The following is a 14,797-nucleotide window of genomic DNA, read 5'->3' as shown; positions in this document are numbered from 1 at the left end:
GTGCCAAACAAACCCGCCCGCGCCGACGTGCGCTGCACGGTCATCGAGGGCTACTGGAAGAACGTACTCGCCCCGGGCGGAGTCGATGCCGACGTTGCGGGGCTTGCCCGAACAGCCGGAATTCTCCTGGTGAAGGACGGTGACCCGGGGTTCCGCGGCGGCGAGGGCGTCGAGCCGGGCGGGTGTGTCGTCGATGGAGCCGTCGTCGACGAAGATCACTTCGTATTCGGCCGGCGGCAGTTACTGGCGGAGCAGGGAGTCGATGCAGTCGGGTCGCTGGGCGTTTGCGTCCGATTTCGGCGCTCGTGGCCAGATGCCAACTCTGTCACGGCCCGTTCCGCCCCGCACGCCAGATCGCTGTCCTGACCCGTCTCGCCCCGCGAGTAGCCTGGCGCAGTGCGTCTGCTGCTGATGTCCGACACCCATCTCCCCAAGCGCGCCAAGGCCCTGCCCGAGCCGCTGCTCGCCGAACTGCCGGGCGCCGACGTGGTGTTCCACGCCGGGGACTGGGTGGATGCGGCCACGCTCGATCTGCTGGAGAGCCGCAGCGCCCGGCTCGTCGGGGTCTACGGCAACAACGACGGGCCCGACCTGCGGGCGAGGCTCCCCGAGACGGCGTACGTCGAGCTGGGCGGCCTGCGGTTCGGTGTCGTCCACGAGACGGGTTCCGCCCAGGGCAGGGAGGCACGCTGCGCGGCCCGCTTCCCCGACCTCGACGTCCTGGTCTTCGGGCACAGTCACATCCCCTGGGACACCACCACCGCCACGGGCCTGCGTCTGCTGAATCCCGGCTCCCCGACGGACCGCCGCCGGCAGCCGCACTGCACGTACATGACCGCGACCGTGGCCGAGAACGGCCTCACGGATGTGGAGCTGCACCGGCTGCCGCCGCGCTGACGGCCGGCATCAACGGAGGAGGGGCCCGCACAAGATCCGGGCCGCTCCTTGTGCGGGGAAGCGGCCCGGGCGCTGCAAGTGCGCTGTCATGGACCTCCTTCCCGCTCAGAGGCTGTGTTCGGGGGCACGAGATGCCTCCGTTGTGCCGCGACTACCCTTTCGGACCCGCCTTACACATTTCGATCCGGCCTGTTCTCCCGTCGATCGCCGCCGCGCCCACCGGGTGCGGCGCCGTCCGCCGCGCGCGGGTGGATGGCCCCCACGGTCGCCGTCAGCGGGGTACCGCTGCCGCCCCAGCGCAGCGCGACGATCTCGGCGGCGACGGACACCGCGACCTCCTCGGGCGTACGGGCCCCGAGGTCGAGCCCGACCGGTGAACGCAGCCGCGCCAACTCCCGCTCACCGAGGCCGGCTTCGGCCAGCCGCTGCATCCGGTCGTCGTGGGTACGGCGGCTGCCCATCGCCCCGATGTACGCCGCCGGGCGCCGCAGCGCCTCCTGGAGCAGGGGCACGTCGAACTTCGGGTCGTGGGTGAGCACGCAGATCACCGTGCGGTCGTCGGTGTCGGTGCCGCCGAGGTAGCGGTGCGGCCAGTCCACGACCACCTCCACGCCTTGCGGGAAGCGCTGCGGCGTGGCGAAGACGGCGCGCGCGTCGCACACCGTGACCCGGTAGCCCAGGAAGTCGCCGATCCTGGCGACCGCGGCCGCGTAGTCGATCGCGCCGAAGACCAGCATGCGGGGCGGCGGCGCGAACGAGTGAAGGAAGACGGTGACCGCGTCCTCGCGTCGCTCGCCGTGCGGGCCGTAGTGCCTCAGGCCCGTGGCTCCGAGGGCCAGCTCGCCGCGCGCGTCGGCGCTCACCGCCACGTCCAGGCCGGGCGCGCCCAGGGTGCCCGCCGCCCGGTCGGGCCACACGGCGAGCGTCGCACCGCGCGGCGCCGGCCCGTCCGTCACCGTCACCACGGTCACCGGACGGCCCGCCGCGACCGAGGCGGCGACCTCGCCGAACGCCGGGTCGCTCTCCGGCGTCACGGGGCGCACCAGCAGGGTGATCTCGCCGCCACAGGTCAGTCCGACCGCGAACGCGTCCTCGTCGCTGTACCCGAACGTTTCCAGCCGGGCCTCGCCGCTCGCCACCACCTCGCGCGCGAGCTCGAACACGGCGCCTTCCACGCACCCGCCCGACACACTGCCCACGACCTCGTCGTCCGGACCCACCGCCATCGCGGCACCCGGATCGCGCGGCGCGCTGCGGCTCGTGGCAACCACGGTGGCGAGCCCGAACGGCACCCGGGCCGCGTACCAGCCACCGATCACCGGGAGAATCTCACGCATGGTCGCGGGTACTCCTCGTGAGCTCGACGGACGGTCTCGGCGCCATGGCCTCGATGACGAGTGGTCAGCTGCCCGCGAAGTCACACGCGGGGCCCAGGCGCTCGTCCGGGCGCGGCGCGCTGCTCCCAGCAGTATCGACCTTGCGGCGGCGAAGTTCATGTGCGCCGAAGGGGGATCCGAGGGCCGGTCGTCCCGGCGGGTCGCGCGGACGCCCAGGTTCACGTGTGGCGCCAGGGGTACTCGGGCGCCATGGACATCGCATGGACGGACATCGCCGCCGAGGGCGCGCTGGGCATCGGTCTGGTCGTCGCCGGTCTGGTCGTCGTGGGTCTGCTTCTCGGCGCATTCGTGCTGGGCATCCGGGTCAGGCGCCGGGAATCCGCTCCGCCGCGGGCCGAGGAGCAGCCGCGGCTGCCCGACGGCGGGCCGGTCCGGGAGGTCCGCGAGCGCCGGGAGCCCGACGCGGTGCCCAGGAGCGATCACCGGCTGACCCCGCACGAGCTGCCCGGCCACGGCAACATGCCCTCCCGGCGCAGCTCGTTGAAGGGGCGGCGCCGCTGGAACGAGGGCAGGAGCGGTTCGTTCGGCGGCGGGGGTTCGGACTGACACCGACTGTCACCCGCGGAACCTGCCGTACGACCGGCCCCGCACCGCCTCAGGGTCCACTGACTGTCACCCGCGGAACCCGCCGTACGACCGGCCCCGCACCGCCTCAGGGTCCGGGGCCGGTCGTACCGAGGCAGGGCGCCGCTCATGCCGTCCGGAGCGCCGCTCACGTCGTCCGGAGCGCCGGTCCGATCTGGCGGCGGCGCAGTTCCTCCAGCGTGGCCTGCTGGTGGCGGGCCCGTTCGAGGAGCCCGTCGAGGAGGTCCGGGTCGAGGCGCTCCTCGTCGTCGGCGAGGTCGCGCAGCGTCTGCCAGAGGGCCGCCTTGCCCTCGACGCCCACCCGCAGCGCCTCCAGCTCCAGCAGCGGGCTCAGCGGGGAACGCCGTACGAGCCGGCCGTTGCTCTTCAGCCGTCCCGCGCGTTCGGCCACCCGCCCGGCGTAGATCTTGTAGTGCCGCACCGGGATGTCGAGCCGCTCCATGATCTCGATCAGGACGGCCCGGTCCTCGGTGATCCCGGCGGAGATCGGCTCCATCGCCGCCGCGAGGTCCGTACCCCGGTGCGACCGTGTCATGTGGCGGGCCCGCTGGGTCCCGCCGGTGGCACCCGCCAGGTGGTCGTTGAGATAGACGCCCAGCAGGGTCGCACCCGTGTGGTGGGTCTGCGCGCGGTGGTGTGCGTCGGAGCGCGTTCGGTGGTTCATGGCGTGTCCCTTCGCCGCGGGGCCGATGGGGTGGTCGCGAGCGGGCCGCGATCGGCAGCTGTGCCCGCCGGGTGCCCGCCGGGCTCGCGAGGAAACGCAGGTCACGGGGGAGGGGCACGCGGTCGTCGGGCTCGCGGTGCCGCGTTAAATCCGTTGCCGCCGCGCCGCCGGGTCTGCTGCACTGCACGGACCCGTCGTCGGAAGACCAGGAGCACACATGCGAACTGCGTGCATGTCCCCCCAGGCAGGAATCACCCCCTCGTCAAAGGACATGACGCTTCGTGCACTTGCTCAACCTCGGAATTCTCGCCCATGTCGACGCCGGTAAGACCAGCCTGACCGAGCGCCTGCTGCACTCGGCCGGCGTGATCGACGAGATCGGCAGCGTCGACGCCGGGAGCACCCGGACCGACTCCCTCGCGCTGGAGCGGCAGCGCGGCATCACCATCAAGTCCGCGGTGGTGTCGTTCGCGCTGGACGACGTGACCGTCAACCTCATCGACACCCCCGGCCACCCGGACTTCATCGCCGAGGTGGAGCGGGTGCTCGGGGTCCTCGACGGTGCCGTGCTGGTCGTGTCGGCCGTCGAGGGCGTCCAGCCGCAGACCCGCGTCCTGATGCGCACGCTGCAACGCCTGCGCATCCCCACGCTCGTGTTCGTCAACAAGATCGACCGACGCGGTGCCCGGTACGACGCCGTCCTGCGGTCCGTCTCCGAACGGCTCACCGCTGCCGTCGTCCCGATGGGCACGGCCACGGCCCTCGGCACGCGCGGCGCACGCTTCCTGCCCGGCCTCGGCACGGCCGCGCTCGACGTCCTGGCCGGCCTCGACGACGCTCTGCTGACCGCGTACGTCGAGGACGAGGTCACCGACGACCGGCTCCGTACCGCCCTCGCCGTCCGGACCCGGCAGGCACTCGTCCACCCGGTGCACTTCGGCTCCGCCGTCACAGGCGCCGGCGTGGACGCGCTGACCGACGGCATCAGGGAACTGCTGCCCGCCGCGGGCGGCGACCGGGACGGCCCGGTCTCCGGCACCGTCTTCAAGGTGGACCGCGGCCCGGCGGGGGAGAAGGTCGCGTACGCGCGGATGTTCTCGGGGACGCTGCGCACCCGGGACCGGATCCGCTTCGGCGAGCCAGGCATGTCGGCCGAGCCAGGCATGTCGGCCGAGCCGGGCGACGGCGTGGAGCCGGTGCCCAGCCGCGCCACGTCCGACCTCGGCGACACCCGCGCTGACGGCCGCATCACCGCCATCAGCGTCTTCGACCGGGGCACGGACGTCAGGGACGACCAGGTCCCGGCGGGCCGGATCGCCAAGCTGTGGGGCCTGGCCGACATCAGGATCGGCGACGCCATCGGCGAACCCCGCAAGGCGTACGGGCACTTCTTCTCCCCGCCCACCCTGGAGACGATCGTCGCGCCGGCCGACGGCGTGGACCGGCGGGCCCTGCACCGGGCGCTCACCCGACTGGCCGAGCAGGACCCGCTGATCGACCTGCGCCACGACGAGGTCCGCCAGGAGACCTTCGTGTCCCTCTACGGGGAGGTGCAGAAGGAGGTCATCCAGGCCACCCTGGCCGACGACTTCGGCCTCGACGTCACCTTCCGCGAGACGACACCGCTGTGCATCGAACGGCCTGTCGGCTCGGGCGCGGCGGTGGAGTTCAACAAGAAGGACGGCAACCCCTTCCTCGCCACGGTCGGCCTGCGCGTCGACCCGGCGCAGGCCGGGTCCGGCGTGGAGTTCCGGCTGGAAGTGGAGCTGGGCTCCATGCCGTACGCCTTCTTCAAGGCCGTCGAGGACACCGTCCGCGAGGCCCTCGGCCAGGGCCTGCACGGCTGGCAGGTCCCCGACTGCACGGTCACCATGACCCACTCCGGCTACTCGCCCCGGCAGAGCCATGCCCACCAGGGCTTCGACAAGAGCATGTCCAGCACCGGTTACGACTTCCGGGGCGTGACCCCGCTGGTCCTGATGGAGGCGCTGCGCCGGGCCGGCACCCGGGTGCACGAGCCTTTGCACCACTTCCGTCTGGAGGCCCCGAGCGACACCCTGGCCGCGCTGCTGCCGGTGCTGGCCAGGCTGCGCGCCACACCGCAGACCACCGAGACCCGGGGTGCCGACTGCCGACTGGAGGGGACGGTACCCGCGGCCCACGTGCACGAACTGGAGCAGCAGTTGCCGGGGCTGACCCGGGGGGAGGGCGAGCTGGAGAGCGCCTTCGACCACTACGCACCCGCCCCGCGCGGCACCCTCCCGGAGCGCCGCCGCACCGACCTCAACCCGCTGAACCGGAAGGAGTACCTGTTGAACCTGACGCGCAGAGTGGGCAACTGAGCTGACAGGGCACCAACTTACTCGTGAGTCAGAAGTATTGACGGTGTCCTGATATCACCGGACTGTAGTGGACATGCCGAACATTCGGACGCGTCTGCTGGTTGTCCTGGTCGTCCTCTTCGGATCCCTGTCGGTGGCGGGCCCCACCCCCGCCACCGCCGTCCCCCTCCCCGACTCCCTCTGGTTCGACGAAACGCCCCTCACCGTGCGCGGCGGCCGCTTCGTCGACGGCAACGGCCGCGAGGTCGTGCTGCGCGGCTACAACGTCTCCGGCGAGACGAAACTGAAGGAGAACAACGGTCTGCCCTTCGCGTCGACCGCCGACGCGAAGAAGTCCGCGACCGCGCTGCGCGCCCTCGGCGGCGGCAACTCGGTGCGCTTCCTGCTCTCCTGGGCCTATGCGGAGCCCGTGCGCGGCCAGGTCGACACCGCCTACCTCGCGAAGGCCACCGACCAGATGCGTGCCTTCCTGGACGCCGGGATCCGCGTGTACCCCGACTTCCACCAGGACCTCTACTCCCGCTGGCTGTTCGACACGGACAGCTGGTACACGGGCGACGGCGCCCCCAGATGGGCCGTCGACCTCGGTGACTACCCCGACGAGTACTGCGGGATCTGCCCGTTCTGGGGCCAGAACATCACCTCGAACGAAGCCGTGAAGCAGTCGACGTACGACTTCTGGCACAACGAGTACGGCCTCCAGGACGCCTTCCTCGACACCGCTCAGAAGACGATGGCGCACATCAGGCAGAACCTCACCGCCGACCGGTTCGCGGGCGTCGTCGGGTTCGACCCGTGGAACGAGCCGCACGCCGGGGGCTACGACTCCGGTCAGACCAGCCGTACCTGGGAGCGCGACGTGCTCTGGCCGTTCTACGAGAAGTTCCGTGCCCGTATGGACGCGGCCGGCTGGCAGGACAAGCCGCTCTTCGCCGAGCCGAACCTCTTCTGGAACGCCAACCTCGACTTCCAGAAGCAGGAGGGCGGACTGCTCGACGCGGGCACTCTCGGCCCGCGCTATGTCTTCAACACCCACTTCTACGACCAGAAGGCCATCTCCGGCATCTTCATGTGGGGCAAGGCAGCGGACGGCCAGTACGCGGGTGACTTCGCGACCGTCCGCGACCGCGCCTCCGCCACCGGGACGACCGCGATCATCAGCGAGTTCGGACACCCGCTGACCGGATCCGTCTCCGACAAGGCGCCGACGGTCCACAAGGCGATGTACCAGGCCCTCGACTCCCGTGTGAAGGGCGCGAGTTGGTGGTCGAACCCGGCGGGTTCCGGTCCCGTCCTCTCCGGCTCCCAGTGGCAGTGGGACATCTACAACGGCCGCCACCACGAGCTGATGAACGACAACCCGGACAAGGTGCAGACCGCCGGCGACGCCTGGAACGGCGAGGACCTCTCGGCCGTACGCCTCGACGACGAGGGTACGCCGGTGCTGCGGCAGGACTCCCGGCTGCTCGACCGGATCTACCCGAGCGCCACCTCCGGCACGACGGTCGCCTTCACCTACGAGGACCGCTCCCGGGACGGCTCGACGACCCTGACCTGGAATCCGGTGCCCAGCTCACTGCCGAACGTGGCGCAGTTGGTGGGATCGGGCCAGTACGGGCTGCTGCTCTGGCGCTCGAACAGCGGCACGGCACCGACCGAACTGCACCTGCCGGCGTCCTTCCCGACCGCGTCCACCACCGTGGTCTCCGACCTGGGCACGGCACACGCGCCCCCGTCCTACCACTCGGCCACCCCGGTCGGCGTGGCCGCGGAACCGGGCGGCACGGGCAGCCGCCGGTTGCTGCTCACCGACACCGACTCCGGGGTCCTGCACTACGCGCTGGTGACGAACGGAGCGACCGCTCCCTCGGCCGCACTGCTGAACGCCGCACGGTCCGAACTCTCCGCCTGGGCCGCGCAGAAGGCCGGATGAAGAACGCCGCTTGACGCAGCTCCGGTCCCGGGCGGGGCGGTTGACCGAGGAGATCGGGCGCCTCCAGCCGGCCGTGCCGGACTCGCCGTCGACGCCGACGACGTCCTGACCGTCGGCGACCTGCCGCACGCCCTGCTGTTCCCCAGGGCGGCCGCGGTGGTGCACCACGCCGGGGCGGGCACACGGCGGCAGCGCCCCGCGCCGGGACGCCCTCGGTGCCGGTGCCCGTGACGGCCGACCGGCCGTTCTGGGCGGGACTGACGGCTCGCCTCGATCGGCGCCGGCGCCGGCGCCGGCACCGAACCGGTCCCCTGCGCCTCGCGCACCCCGCACCGGCTCTCGGACGCGCTCGGCCGGGCCGTACGGCAGCAGGCGTACGCCATGTGCCGCCTCGGTCGCCGCGCGGCACATGGCGACCGAGGACGGGGTGGGCGCGGTGCTGAAGGCCCTGGGCCGATCAGCCCGCCGAAGGACTCGTCCAGCCGCTCTGCACATGGCCCAGCCGGACCCGCTGCGGATGGTCGCCGACCGGGACCGACACCTGCTTCTGCCCGGTGGCGAAGTCGATGGCCGTGACCTGGTCGGTGCCGCTCTCGGAGACCACACAGGACTTGCCGTCACCGCTGACCGTGGCCCAGTAGGGCTTGGAGGCGGTGACGAGCGGGCCCTCCTGGAGCGTCGTGCGGTTGACGACGGTGGCGTAGTCGTCCATCGTTCCCGCGACGCACAGCTTGCTGCCGTCCGGGCTCATCGAAATGCCGTGGTGGCGCGAGTCGTTGACGAACGTGGTGCGGTCGTCGCTGGTCGCCGGGTTCTTCGGCAGGGTCTTGGTCCGGGTGATCCGGTCGGTGGCCAGGTCGTACTCGAAGAATCCGTTGAAGAACGACACCTGGAAGTACAGCTTCGACTCGTCCGGCGAGAACACGGCGGGCCGCACCGCGTCGGAGTAGTCCCTCAGGCCGATCGCGTCCAGCTTCGGACGCATGTCGATGACCTTGACCTGCTGGTACGTGTTCGCGTCGACGACCGTGATGCGCCGGTCGCCCTTCGTCCAGTCCAGCCAGGGGGCGTCGGTCTGCGTGTTCACGTCGCCGATCGCCATGTTGTAGATGTACTTGCCGTCCTGGGTGAAGACGTTCTCGTGCGGCTTGTCGCCGGTGCCGAACCTGCCCAGCTCCCGGCCGCTGTCGATGTCCAGGACGTGCACGGTGTTGGAGGTCGAGGCCGACACGGCCACCCGCTTGCCGTCGGGGGAGACCGCCATGTGGTCGGCGCGGTAACCGGACACCGGGAAGCGCCAGTTGACCTGACCCGTGGCCAGATCGAGGGACACCACGTCGGCGAAGCTGGGACGCGAGACGACGACCGACGTTCCGTCCGGCGTCGAGTACATGTCGTCGACGAACTGGTCGTGGCCCTCGCCGACGCTGTTGCGGATCGCCATGAAGTAGATCCACTTGATCGGGTTCGCGTTGATCTCCGCCATCCGCTGGTCCTTGTCGGGGATGACGTTGATACGGCCGATCTTCGCGAAGTCGCCGGACGACTTGATGACGTCGGCGGTGCCGTCCCAGTTGTTGCCGACGAACAACACCTCGCGCAGGGCGGCGGCGGAGGAGTCGGCGGCCGTGGCGACGGTCGCGGAGGCGGAGACGGTCAGGGCGAGGGCGGCGGCTACGGAGCACAGGTGCCTGGTTCTGATGGCAGGCATGACTGCTCTCTCTTCCTCTGAAAGGGGGCGGGCGTCATGAGTGGGGCATGCCGAAGCAGAGCGTCGAATCTGAACACAAGTGCTTTCAGAGTCAACTTACTGAAAAGTAAGGAGGGGGTGCCCTTCTCCACAAGACTGCGTACACGACAAAATTGATCGTCGGGACGGCGAAGCGGCGGGAGGACAGTGTGGCGGGCAGGACCAAGGCGCCCACCGGCCGCTACGGCGGCAAGTCGGCCGAGGAGCGACAGGCCGAGCGGCGACGGCGCTTCCTCGACGCGGCACTGCAACTCTTCGGCGGCGGCCCCGGCTTCCGGGGGACGACCGTAGCCGCGCTCAGCGAGGCCGCCGGACTGTCGACGCGTCAGTTCTACGAGGAGTTCCGCACCCTGGAGGATGTGCTGGCCGCCCTCCACCTCCAGGTCAACGGGTGGGCGGAGGAGGCCGTCCTGGGCGCGGCCGCCGAGGCGGAGGACCTGCCGCTCGCCGAACGCGCCACCGTGATCTTCCGCGCCTATGCCGCGAACGTCACCTCCGACCGGCGCCGCATCCGCATCACCTTCGTCGAGATCATCGGCGTCAGCCCCCGACTGGAGGAACAGCGCCTCGCGCGCCGCGCCCGCTGGATCGACCTCGTCTGTGCGGAGGTGGCGGGCGCGGTGGCCCGTGGGGAGGCGGCGCCGCGCGACTACCGGGTGGCCGTGACGGCGTTCATCGGCAGCGTCAACGGCCTGCTGCACGACTGGAGCGCGGGGTGGGTGGACGCGACCCTGGACGAGGTCGTCGACGAACTCGTCCGCATCCTGCTCGGCATCCTCCAGCCGGTGGAACCCCGGTTCACCGGGCCCTGACGGCCGACGGTCGGGCCGCGGAACGTTCGCTCGCCCGGCGGGCTTCAGCCGCCGAGCCGGTGCACCGCCGCCAGCACGGGAGCCGTGCCGTCCTCGGCACGCAGGCCGTCGGCCAGGGCGCGGGCGCGGTGGCCGTAGGACGGGTCTCCGGTCGCCTGCCGTAGGGTCGCTGCCAGCGCGTCGGCCGTGAACCTCCGCAGCCCCAGAACGCGCGGCGCGACACCCAGCGAGACCAGGCGGGCGCCCCAGAAAGCCTCGTCGAACTGGATCGGCACGGGCACCGCCGGCACCCCGGCGCGCAGCCCGGCGGCGGTCGTGCCCGCGCCGCAGTGGTGGACCACGGCCGCCATCCGCGGGAACAGCGCGGAGTGCGGCACCTCGTCGATGGTCAGGACGTCGTCCCCGGCGGCGCCCAGACCGCCCCAGCCCCGCTGGATCACCGCCCGCAACCCGGCCGCACGCACCGCACGCACCACCCTCTCGCTCAGGCCCGCCGGATCGGGGACGGTCGCGCTGCCCAGGCCCACGAAGACCGGCGGTGGGCCCGCGTCGAGGAAGTCCCGCAGCCCGGACGGCAGTTGAGACGGACCGTCGTAGGGCCACCAGTACCCCGTCACGCGCAGGTGCGGGCCCCAGTCGTGCGGTTTGGGCACCACCAGGGGGCTGAAGCCGTGGAGCACGGCGCCGGTGGGCCGGCCTCGTCGAGCGCCGCGGACCTTGTCGCGGGGCAGGCCGAGCCGTGCCCGTGCGTCGGGGACGGCCGCGGAGAAGACGCGCTCGATGGCCAGGTTCACGGCATGTCCGCCGACCCGGTTCGGCAGGCTCCCCCAGGAGCCACCACCGAGCATGGCCGGTGCGAACTCCCGGGTCGGCGCGAGCGGTTGGAGTGGCAGCTCGATGCTCGGCAGGGACAGGCCCTCGGCGATGACGCGTCCGAGCGGTGCGGTGGACGGGGCCAGGAGCAGGGCGTCGCTCGACCGCGCGGCGGCCAGCATGTCGTGCGTCAGGGATCCGGCCAGGCTCCGTGCCAGACCCACCACGCGCACGAGCTTGCCCAGGCCGGTGCCGCTGCGGTGCAGGCTCCGCCCGCGCTCGGACTCCAGCTCCGCGCGGGGGTCCAAGGGCAGTGGATGGAACCGTACGCCCGAGTCCGCGACCAGCCGCTCGAAGCAGCCGTGCGTCACCAGGGTCACCTCGTGCCCGGCCCGGTACAGGGCGTGCCCGAGTCCGGTGTAGGGAGCCACATCGCCCCGGGAGCCCGCCGTCATGATCGCCACCCTCACCCGGCCAGTATGGCGGCGCGGGCCCTCGCGAGCGCCAACTGGACGCGCGAACGGGCGACTTCAAGTCCGTCTGATCCGTTGACTTGCCCCCTCGTGCGGCCCTAATTTCAGCGCCACGCGTTCGGTGTTCCGAATTCTGTTCGATATTACGAACCCATCTTTCCTTGCCGTCCCTTGCTTTCCTGCCTGAAGGAGCCGCATGTACCCCCCACCCCCCACCGACCTCGCCCGTCACTTCAGATCCGCCGCTATCCGCCTCCTGGTGCTCGCGCTCGCCGCGACGGCCGCGCTGCTCTTCGCCGCACCCGCACCGGCCCGCGCGGCGACGACGGCCCGGCAGATTCCGGTGCCCGCCGCCCCCATGGGCTGGGCCTCCTGGAACGCTTTCGCCGCGAAGGTCGACCACGGCGTGATCAAGCGACAGGTCGACGCGTTCGTGGCGGCGGGGCTGCCCGAGGCGGGCTACGAGTACATCAACATCGACGAGGGCTGGTGGCAGGGCACCCGTGACGGCGCCGGCAACATCACCGTCGACGAGACGGAGTGGCCGGGCGGGATGAAGGCCATCGCCGACTACATCCACAGCAAGGGCCTGAAGGCCGGCATCTACACCGACGCCGGCAAGGACGGCTGCGGCTACTACTTCCCCACCGGCCGTCCGGCCGCCCCCGGCTCGGGCAGCGAGGGCCACTACGAGCAGGACATGCTCCAGTTCTCGCGCTGGGGCTTCGACTTCGTGAAGGTCGACTGGTGCGGCGGCGACGCCGAGGGCCTCGACCCGAGGACGACCTACCGGGCGATCAGCGACGCCGTGGCCGGCGCGACCGCCGCCACCGGCCGCCCGCTCGCGCTCTCCCTGTGCAACTGGGGCTACGACAACCCGTGGAACTGGGCCCCCGGCATGGGTCCGATGTGGCGGACGAACACGGACATCTTCTTCCACGGCGGCACACCGTCGTACGGCAACGTCCTGACCGCCTTCGACCGCAACATCCACCCCACGGCCCAGCACACCGGCTACTACAACGACCCCGACATGATGGTCGTCGGTATGACCGGCCTGACCGCCGCCCAGAACCGCAGCCACATGAACCTGTGGGCGATCTCCGGCGCCCCGCTGCTCGCCGGAGTCGACCTCACCACCCTCACCGCCGAGACGACGGGCATCCTGACCAACCCCGAGGTCATCGCCGTCGACCAGGACCCGCGCGGCCTCCAGGGCGTCGAGGTCGCCGAGGACACCACCGGTCTCCAGGTGTACGGCAAGGTCCTCGCCGGCAGCGGCAACCGTGCCGTCGTCCTGCTCAACCGCACCTCGGTCACCCAGGACATGACCGTGCGCTGGTCCGACCTCGGTCTGACCGATGCCTCCGCCACCGTGCGTGACCTGTGGGCCCGGCAGAACGTCGCCACCACCGGCACGAGCTTCACCACCGGCGTGCCCGCGGGCGGATCCGCGCTGCTCACCGTCACCGGCGGCACCGAACAGTCCGCGAGCACCTACAGCGGCGCGTCGAGCTTCTCCGGCGTGGTCGCCGGGAGCGCCGGACTGAAGACGGTCGAGGTCTCCTACACCAACAACACCTCCATGGCCCGCACAGCCACACTCACGGTCAACGGCCAGACCCCGACCAAGGTCTCCTTCCCGCCGACCGGAGCCACCGCGGGCAACATCTCCGTCAACGTCTCCCTCGCCAAGGGGAACGCCAACACGATCGCCTTCGCCGGCGCCCCCACCCTCGAAGGCATCGTCGTCCGGCCGCTGCCGGGCAGGAACGGCACCCTGATCACCGGCACCGGGTCCGGCCGCTGCGTGGACATCGACGACAACACCATCGCCAACGGCACCGACGCCCAGCTGTGGGACTGCAACGGCGGCCAGAACCAGGTGTGGCAGTACCACAGCACTCGCAAGGAACTCGTGGTGTACGGCAACAAGTGCCTCGACGCCTACAACCTCGGCACCACCAACGGCACCCGTGTCGTCATCTGGGACTGCAACGGCCAGAACAACCAGAAGTGGAACCTGAACAGCGACGGCACCCTCACCAACGTCAATGCCGGGCTCTGTCTCGACGCGTACGGAGCGGGCACGGCCAACGGCACCAAACTGGTGCTGTGGACCTGCAACGGCCAGGCCAACCAGAAGTGGACGGTGAGCTAGCGCCGGCCTAGGCGAGGCACACGACCAGGACGCCGAGGGCCACGGCGCATGTCAGCAGCCAGCCGGCCAGCAGCCGGCGCCGCAGGTCACGGTAGGTCGTCTCGTACTCGTCCCGCAGTCTCCCGGCACGCTCCGCGGTGTGCTGCCAGGAGACGCGGGCGAGTGCGAGGTACTCCGCCTCGAACCGCCGCTCCACCTCGCCCCGCTGGGCGTCCGTCATCCAGTGCAGCGGAGCGCTGAACCGGGCGGCTGCCGTGCGGCCCTCCTCGTGTGTCGCGGCGAGCAGCAGATGCCCCTCGATGTCATTGAGGAACTTGTCGGTGAGGTATTTGTCGGTGAGGCTCACAGAGTGGTCAGCTCCTTCTGCCGCTCCGGAGGGTGATGCAGGTCGAACGCCGGGGATTCGGACCGGATCCTCGGCAGAGCGCGGAAGTTGTGCCGCGGCGGTGGGCAGGACGTCGCCCACTCCAGCGAGCGGCCGTAGCCCCACGGGTCGTCGGCTTCGACCTTCCTGCCGTACTTGGCGGTCTTCCAGATGTTGTAGAAGAACGGCAGCAGCGACGCGCCGAGCACGAACGAGAACACGGACGACAGCGAGTTCAGCGTCGTGAGCCCTTCCACCGCCAGATAGTCCGGAATCCGGCGCTGCATTCCGTTCACGCCCAGCCAGTGCTGGACCAGGAAGGTGCCGTGGAAGCCGACGAACAGTGTCCAGAAGGTCATCTTGCCGAGCCGCTCGTCGAGCATCCTGCCCGTGAACTTCGGCCACCAGAAGTGGAAGCCGGCGAACATCGCGAAGACGACGGTGCCGAAGATGACGTAGTGGAAGTGCGCCACGACGAAATAGGTGTCGGAGGTCGGGAAGTCCAGCGGCGGCGAGGCGAGCATGACGCCGGTGAGGCCGCCGAACACGAACGTGACCAGGAATCCGAAGGCCCAGAGCATCGGCGTCTCGAAACTCAGTGAACCG

General features: G+C 70.9%; 12 protein-coding genes and 1 pseudogene. 6 read left to right on the top strand and 7 right to left on the bottom strand.

The window, feature by feature from the left end; genetic code table 11:
* Window positions 1–39 precede the first annotated feature (39 nt).
* Window positions 40–315, bottom strand: a pseudogene (locus AC3ETA_RS37465) (glycosyltransferase family 2 protein); the annotation flags it as partial.
* Window positions 316–396: 81 nt separating this feature from the next.
* Here AC3ETA_RS37465 and AC3ETA_RS37460 point away from each other — a divergent pair.
* Complete coding sequence (locus tag AC3ETA_RS37460; RefSeq protein WP_432197356.1) at window positions 397–897, top strand: metallophosphoesterase family protein; 501 nt, start codon at window positions 397–399, stop codon at window positions 895–897.
* Window positions 898–1,067: 170 nt separating this feature from the next.
* Here the strand turns inward: AC3ETA_RS37460 and AC3ETA_RS37455 are convergent, their stop codons facing one another.
* A complete protein-coding gene (locus AC3ETA_RS37455; protein WP_432197355.1) occupies window positions 1,068–2,234 on the bottom strand; it encodes an XdhC family protein in 1,167 nt (388 codons plus the stop codon).
* Window positions 2,235–2,483: 249 nt separating this feature from the next.
* Here AC3ETA_RS37455 and AC3ETA_RS37450 point away from each other — a divergent pair, with 249 nt between their 5' ends.
* Window positions 2,484–2,840 (top strand): DUF6479 family protein, encoded by a 357-nt coding sequence (locus AC3ETA_RS37450; RefSeq protein WP_432197354.1) that lies wholly within the window; start codon window positions 2,484–2,486, stop codon window positions 2,838–2,840.
* A 166-nt stretch (window positions 2,841–3,006) separates the two neighbouring features.
* On the opposite strand, the gene AC3ETA_RS37445 is transcribed toward AC3ETA_RS37450, so the two are convergent.
* Entirely contained in the window at window positions 3,007–3,543 is a 537-nt protein-coding gene (locus tag AC3ETA_RS37445) for a hypothetical protein (RefSeq protein WP_432197353.1), read from the bottom strand.
* A 281-nt stretch (window positions 3,544–3,824) separates the two neighbouring features.
* Here AC3ETA_RS37445 and AC3ETA_RS37440 point away from each other — a divergent pair, with 281 nt between their 5' ends.
* Together AC3ETA_RS37440 and AC3ETA_RS37435 are read left to right on the top strand one after the other, a co-directional pair.
* A complete protein-coding gene (locus AC3ETA_RS37440) occupies window positions 3,825–5,885 on the top strand; it encodes a GTP-binding protein (protein ID WP_432197352.1) in 2,061 nt (686 codons plus the stop codon).
* Between the two features lie 73 nt (window positions 5,886–5,958).
* Window positions 5,959–7,818, top strand: a complete 1,860-nt coding sequence (locus tag AC3ETA_RS37435; RefSeq protein ID WP_432197351.1) for a cellulase family glycosylhydrolase — start codon at window positions 5,959–5,961, stop codon at window positions 7,816–7,818.
* A 457-nt stretch (window positions 7,819–8,275) separates the two neighbouring features.
* Here AC3ETA_RS37435 and AC3ETA_RS37430 read toward each other — a convergent pair whose 3' ends face one another.
* Window positions 8,276–9,529, bottom strand: a complete 1,254-nt coding sequence (locus AC3ETA_RS37430; RefSeq protein WP_432197350.1) for a YncE family protein — start codon at window positions 9,527–9,529, stop codon at window positions 8,276–8,278.
* 188 nt (window positions 9,530–9,717) lie between these two features.
* Here AC3ETA_RS37430 and AC3ETA_RS37425 point away from each other — a divergent pair, with 188 nt between their 5' ends.
* Window positions 9,718–10,380: a TetR/AcrR family transcriptional regulator gene (locus AC3ETA_RS37425; protein ID WP_432197401.1), complete on the top strand. Its 663-nt coding sequence runs from the start codon at window positions 9,718–9,720 to the stop codon at window positions 10,378–10,380.
* A 44-nt stretch (window positions 10,381–10,424) separates the two neighbouring features.
* Here the strand turns inward: AC3ETA_RS37425 and AC3ETA_RS37420 are convergent, their stop codons facing one another.
* The gene (locus AC3ETA_RS37420; RefSeq protein WP_432197400.1) at window positions 10,425–11,648 is read right to left on the bottom strand and encodes a glycosyltransferase; all 1,224 of its coding nucleotides are present in this window, start codon (window positions 11,646–11,648) and stop codon (window positions 10,425–10,427) included.
* A gap of 214 nt (window positions 11,649–11,862) precedes the next feature.
* Between AC3ETA_RS37420 and AC3ETA_RS37415 the strand changes: the two genes are divergently transcribed.
* Window positions 11,863–13,827 carry an RICIN domain-containing protein gene (locus tag AC3ETA_RS37415; RefSeq protein ID WP_432197349.1) on the top strand — a complete coding sequence of 655 codons (1,965 nt, stop codon included), beginning with the start codon at window positions 11,863–11,865 and terminating at the stop codon, window positions 13,825–13,827.
* Window positions 13,828–13,834: 7 nt separating this feature from the next.
* Here the strand turns inward: AC3ETA_RS37415 and AC3ETA_RS37410 are convergent, their stop codons facing one another.
* Together AC3ETA_RS37410 and AC3ETA_RS37405 are read right to left on the bottom strand one after the other, a co-directional pair.
* Window positions 13,835–14,173: a hypothetical protein gene (locus tag AC3ETA_RS37410; protein WP_432197348.1), complete on the bottom strand. Its 339-nt coding sequence runs from the start codon at window positions 14,171–14,173 to the stop codon at window positions 13,835–13,837.
* Window positions 14,170–14,797, bottom strand: a 628-nt coding sequence (locus AC3ETA_RS37405; protein WP_432197347.1) for a cytochrome c oxidase subunit I, incomplete at its 5' end; no start/stop codon positions are given. The genes AC3ETA_RS37405 and AC3ETA_RS37410, both read right to left, overlap by 4 nt.

The sequence above is a fragment of the Streptomyces sp. bgisy027 genome (assembly GCF_057710365.1).
Note: the sequence above shows the minus strand (reverse complement) of the source record. Positions and strands in the feature narration are given on the sequence as shown.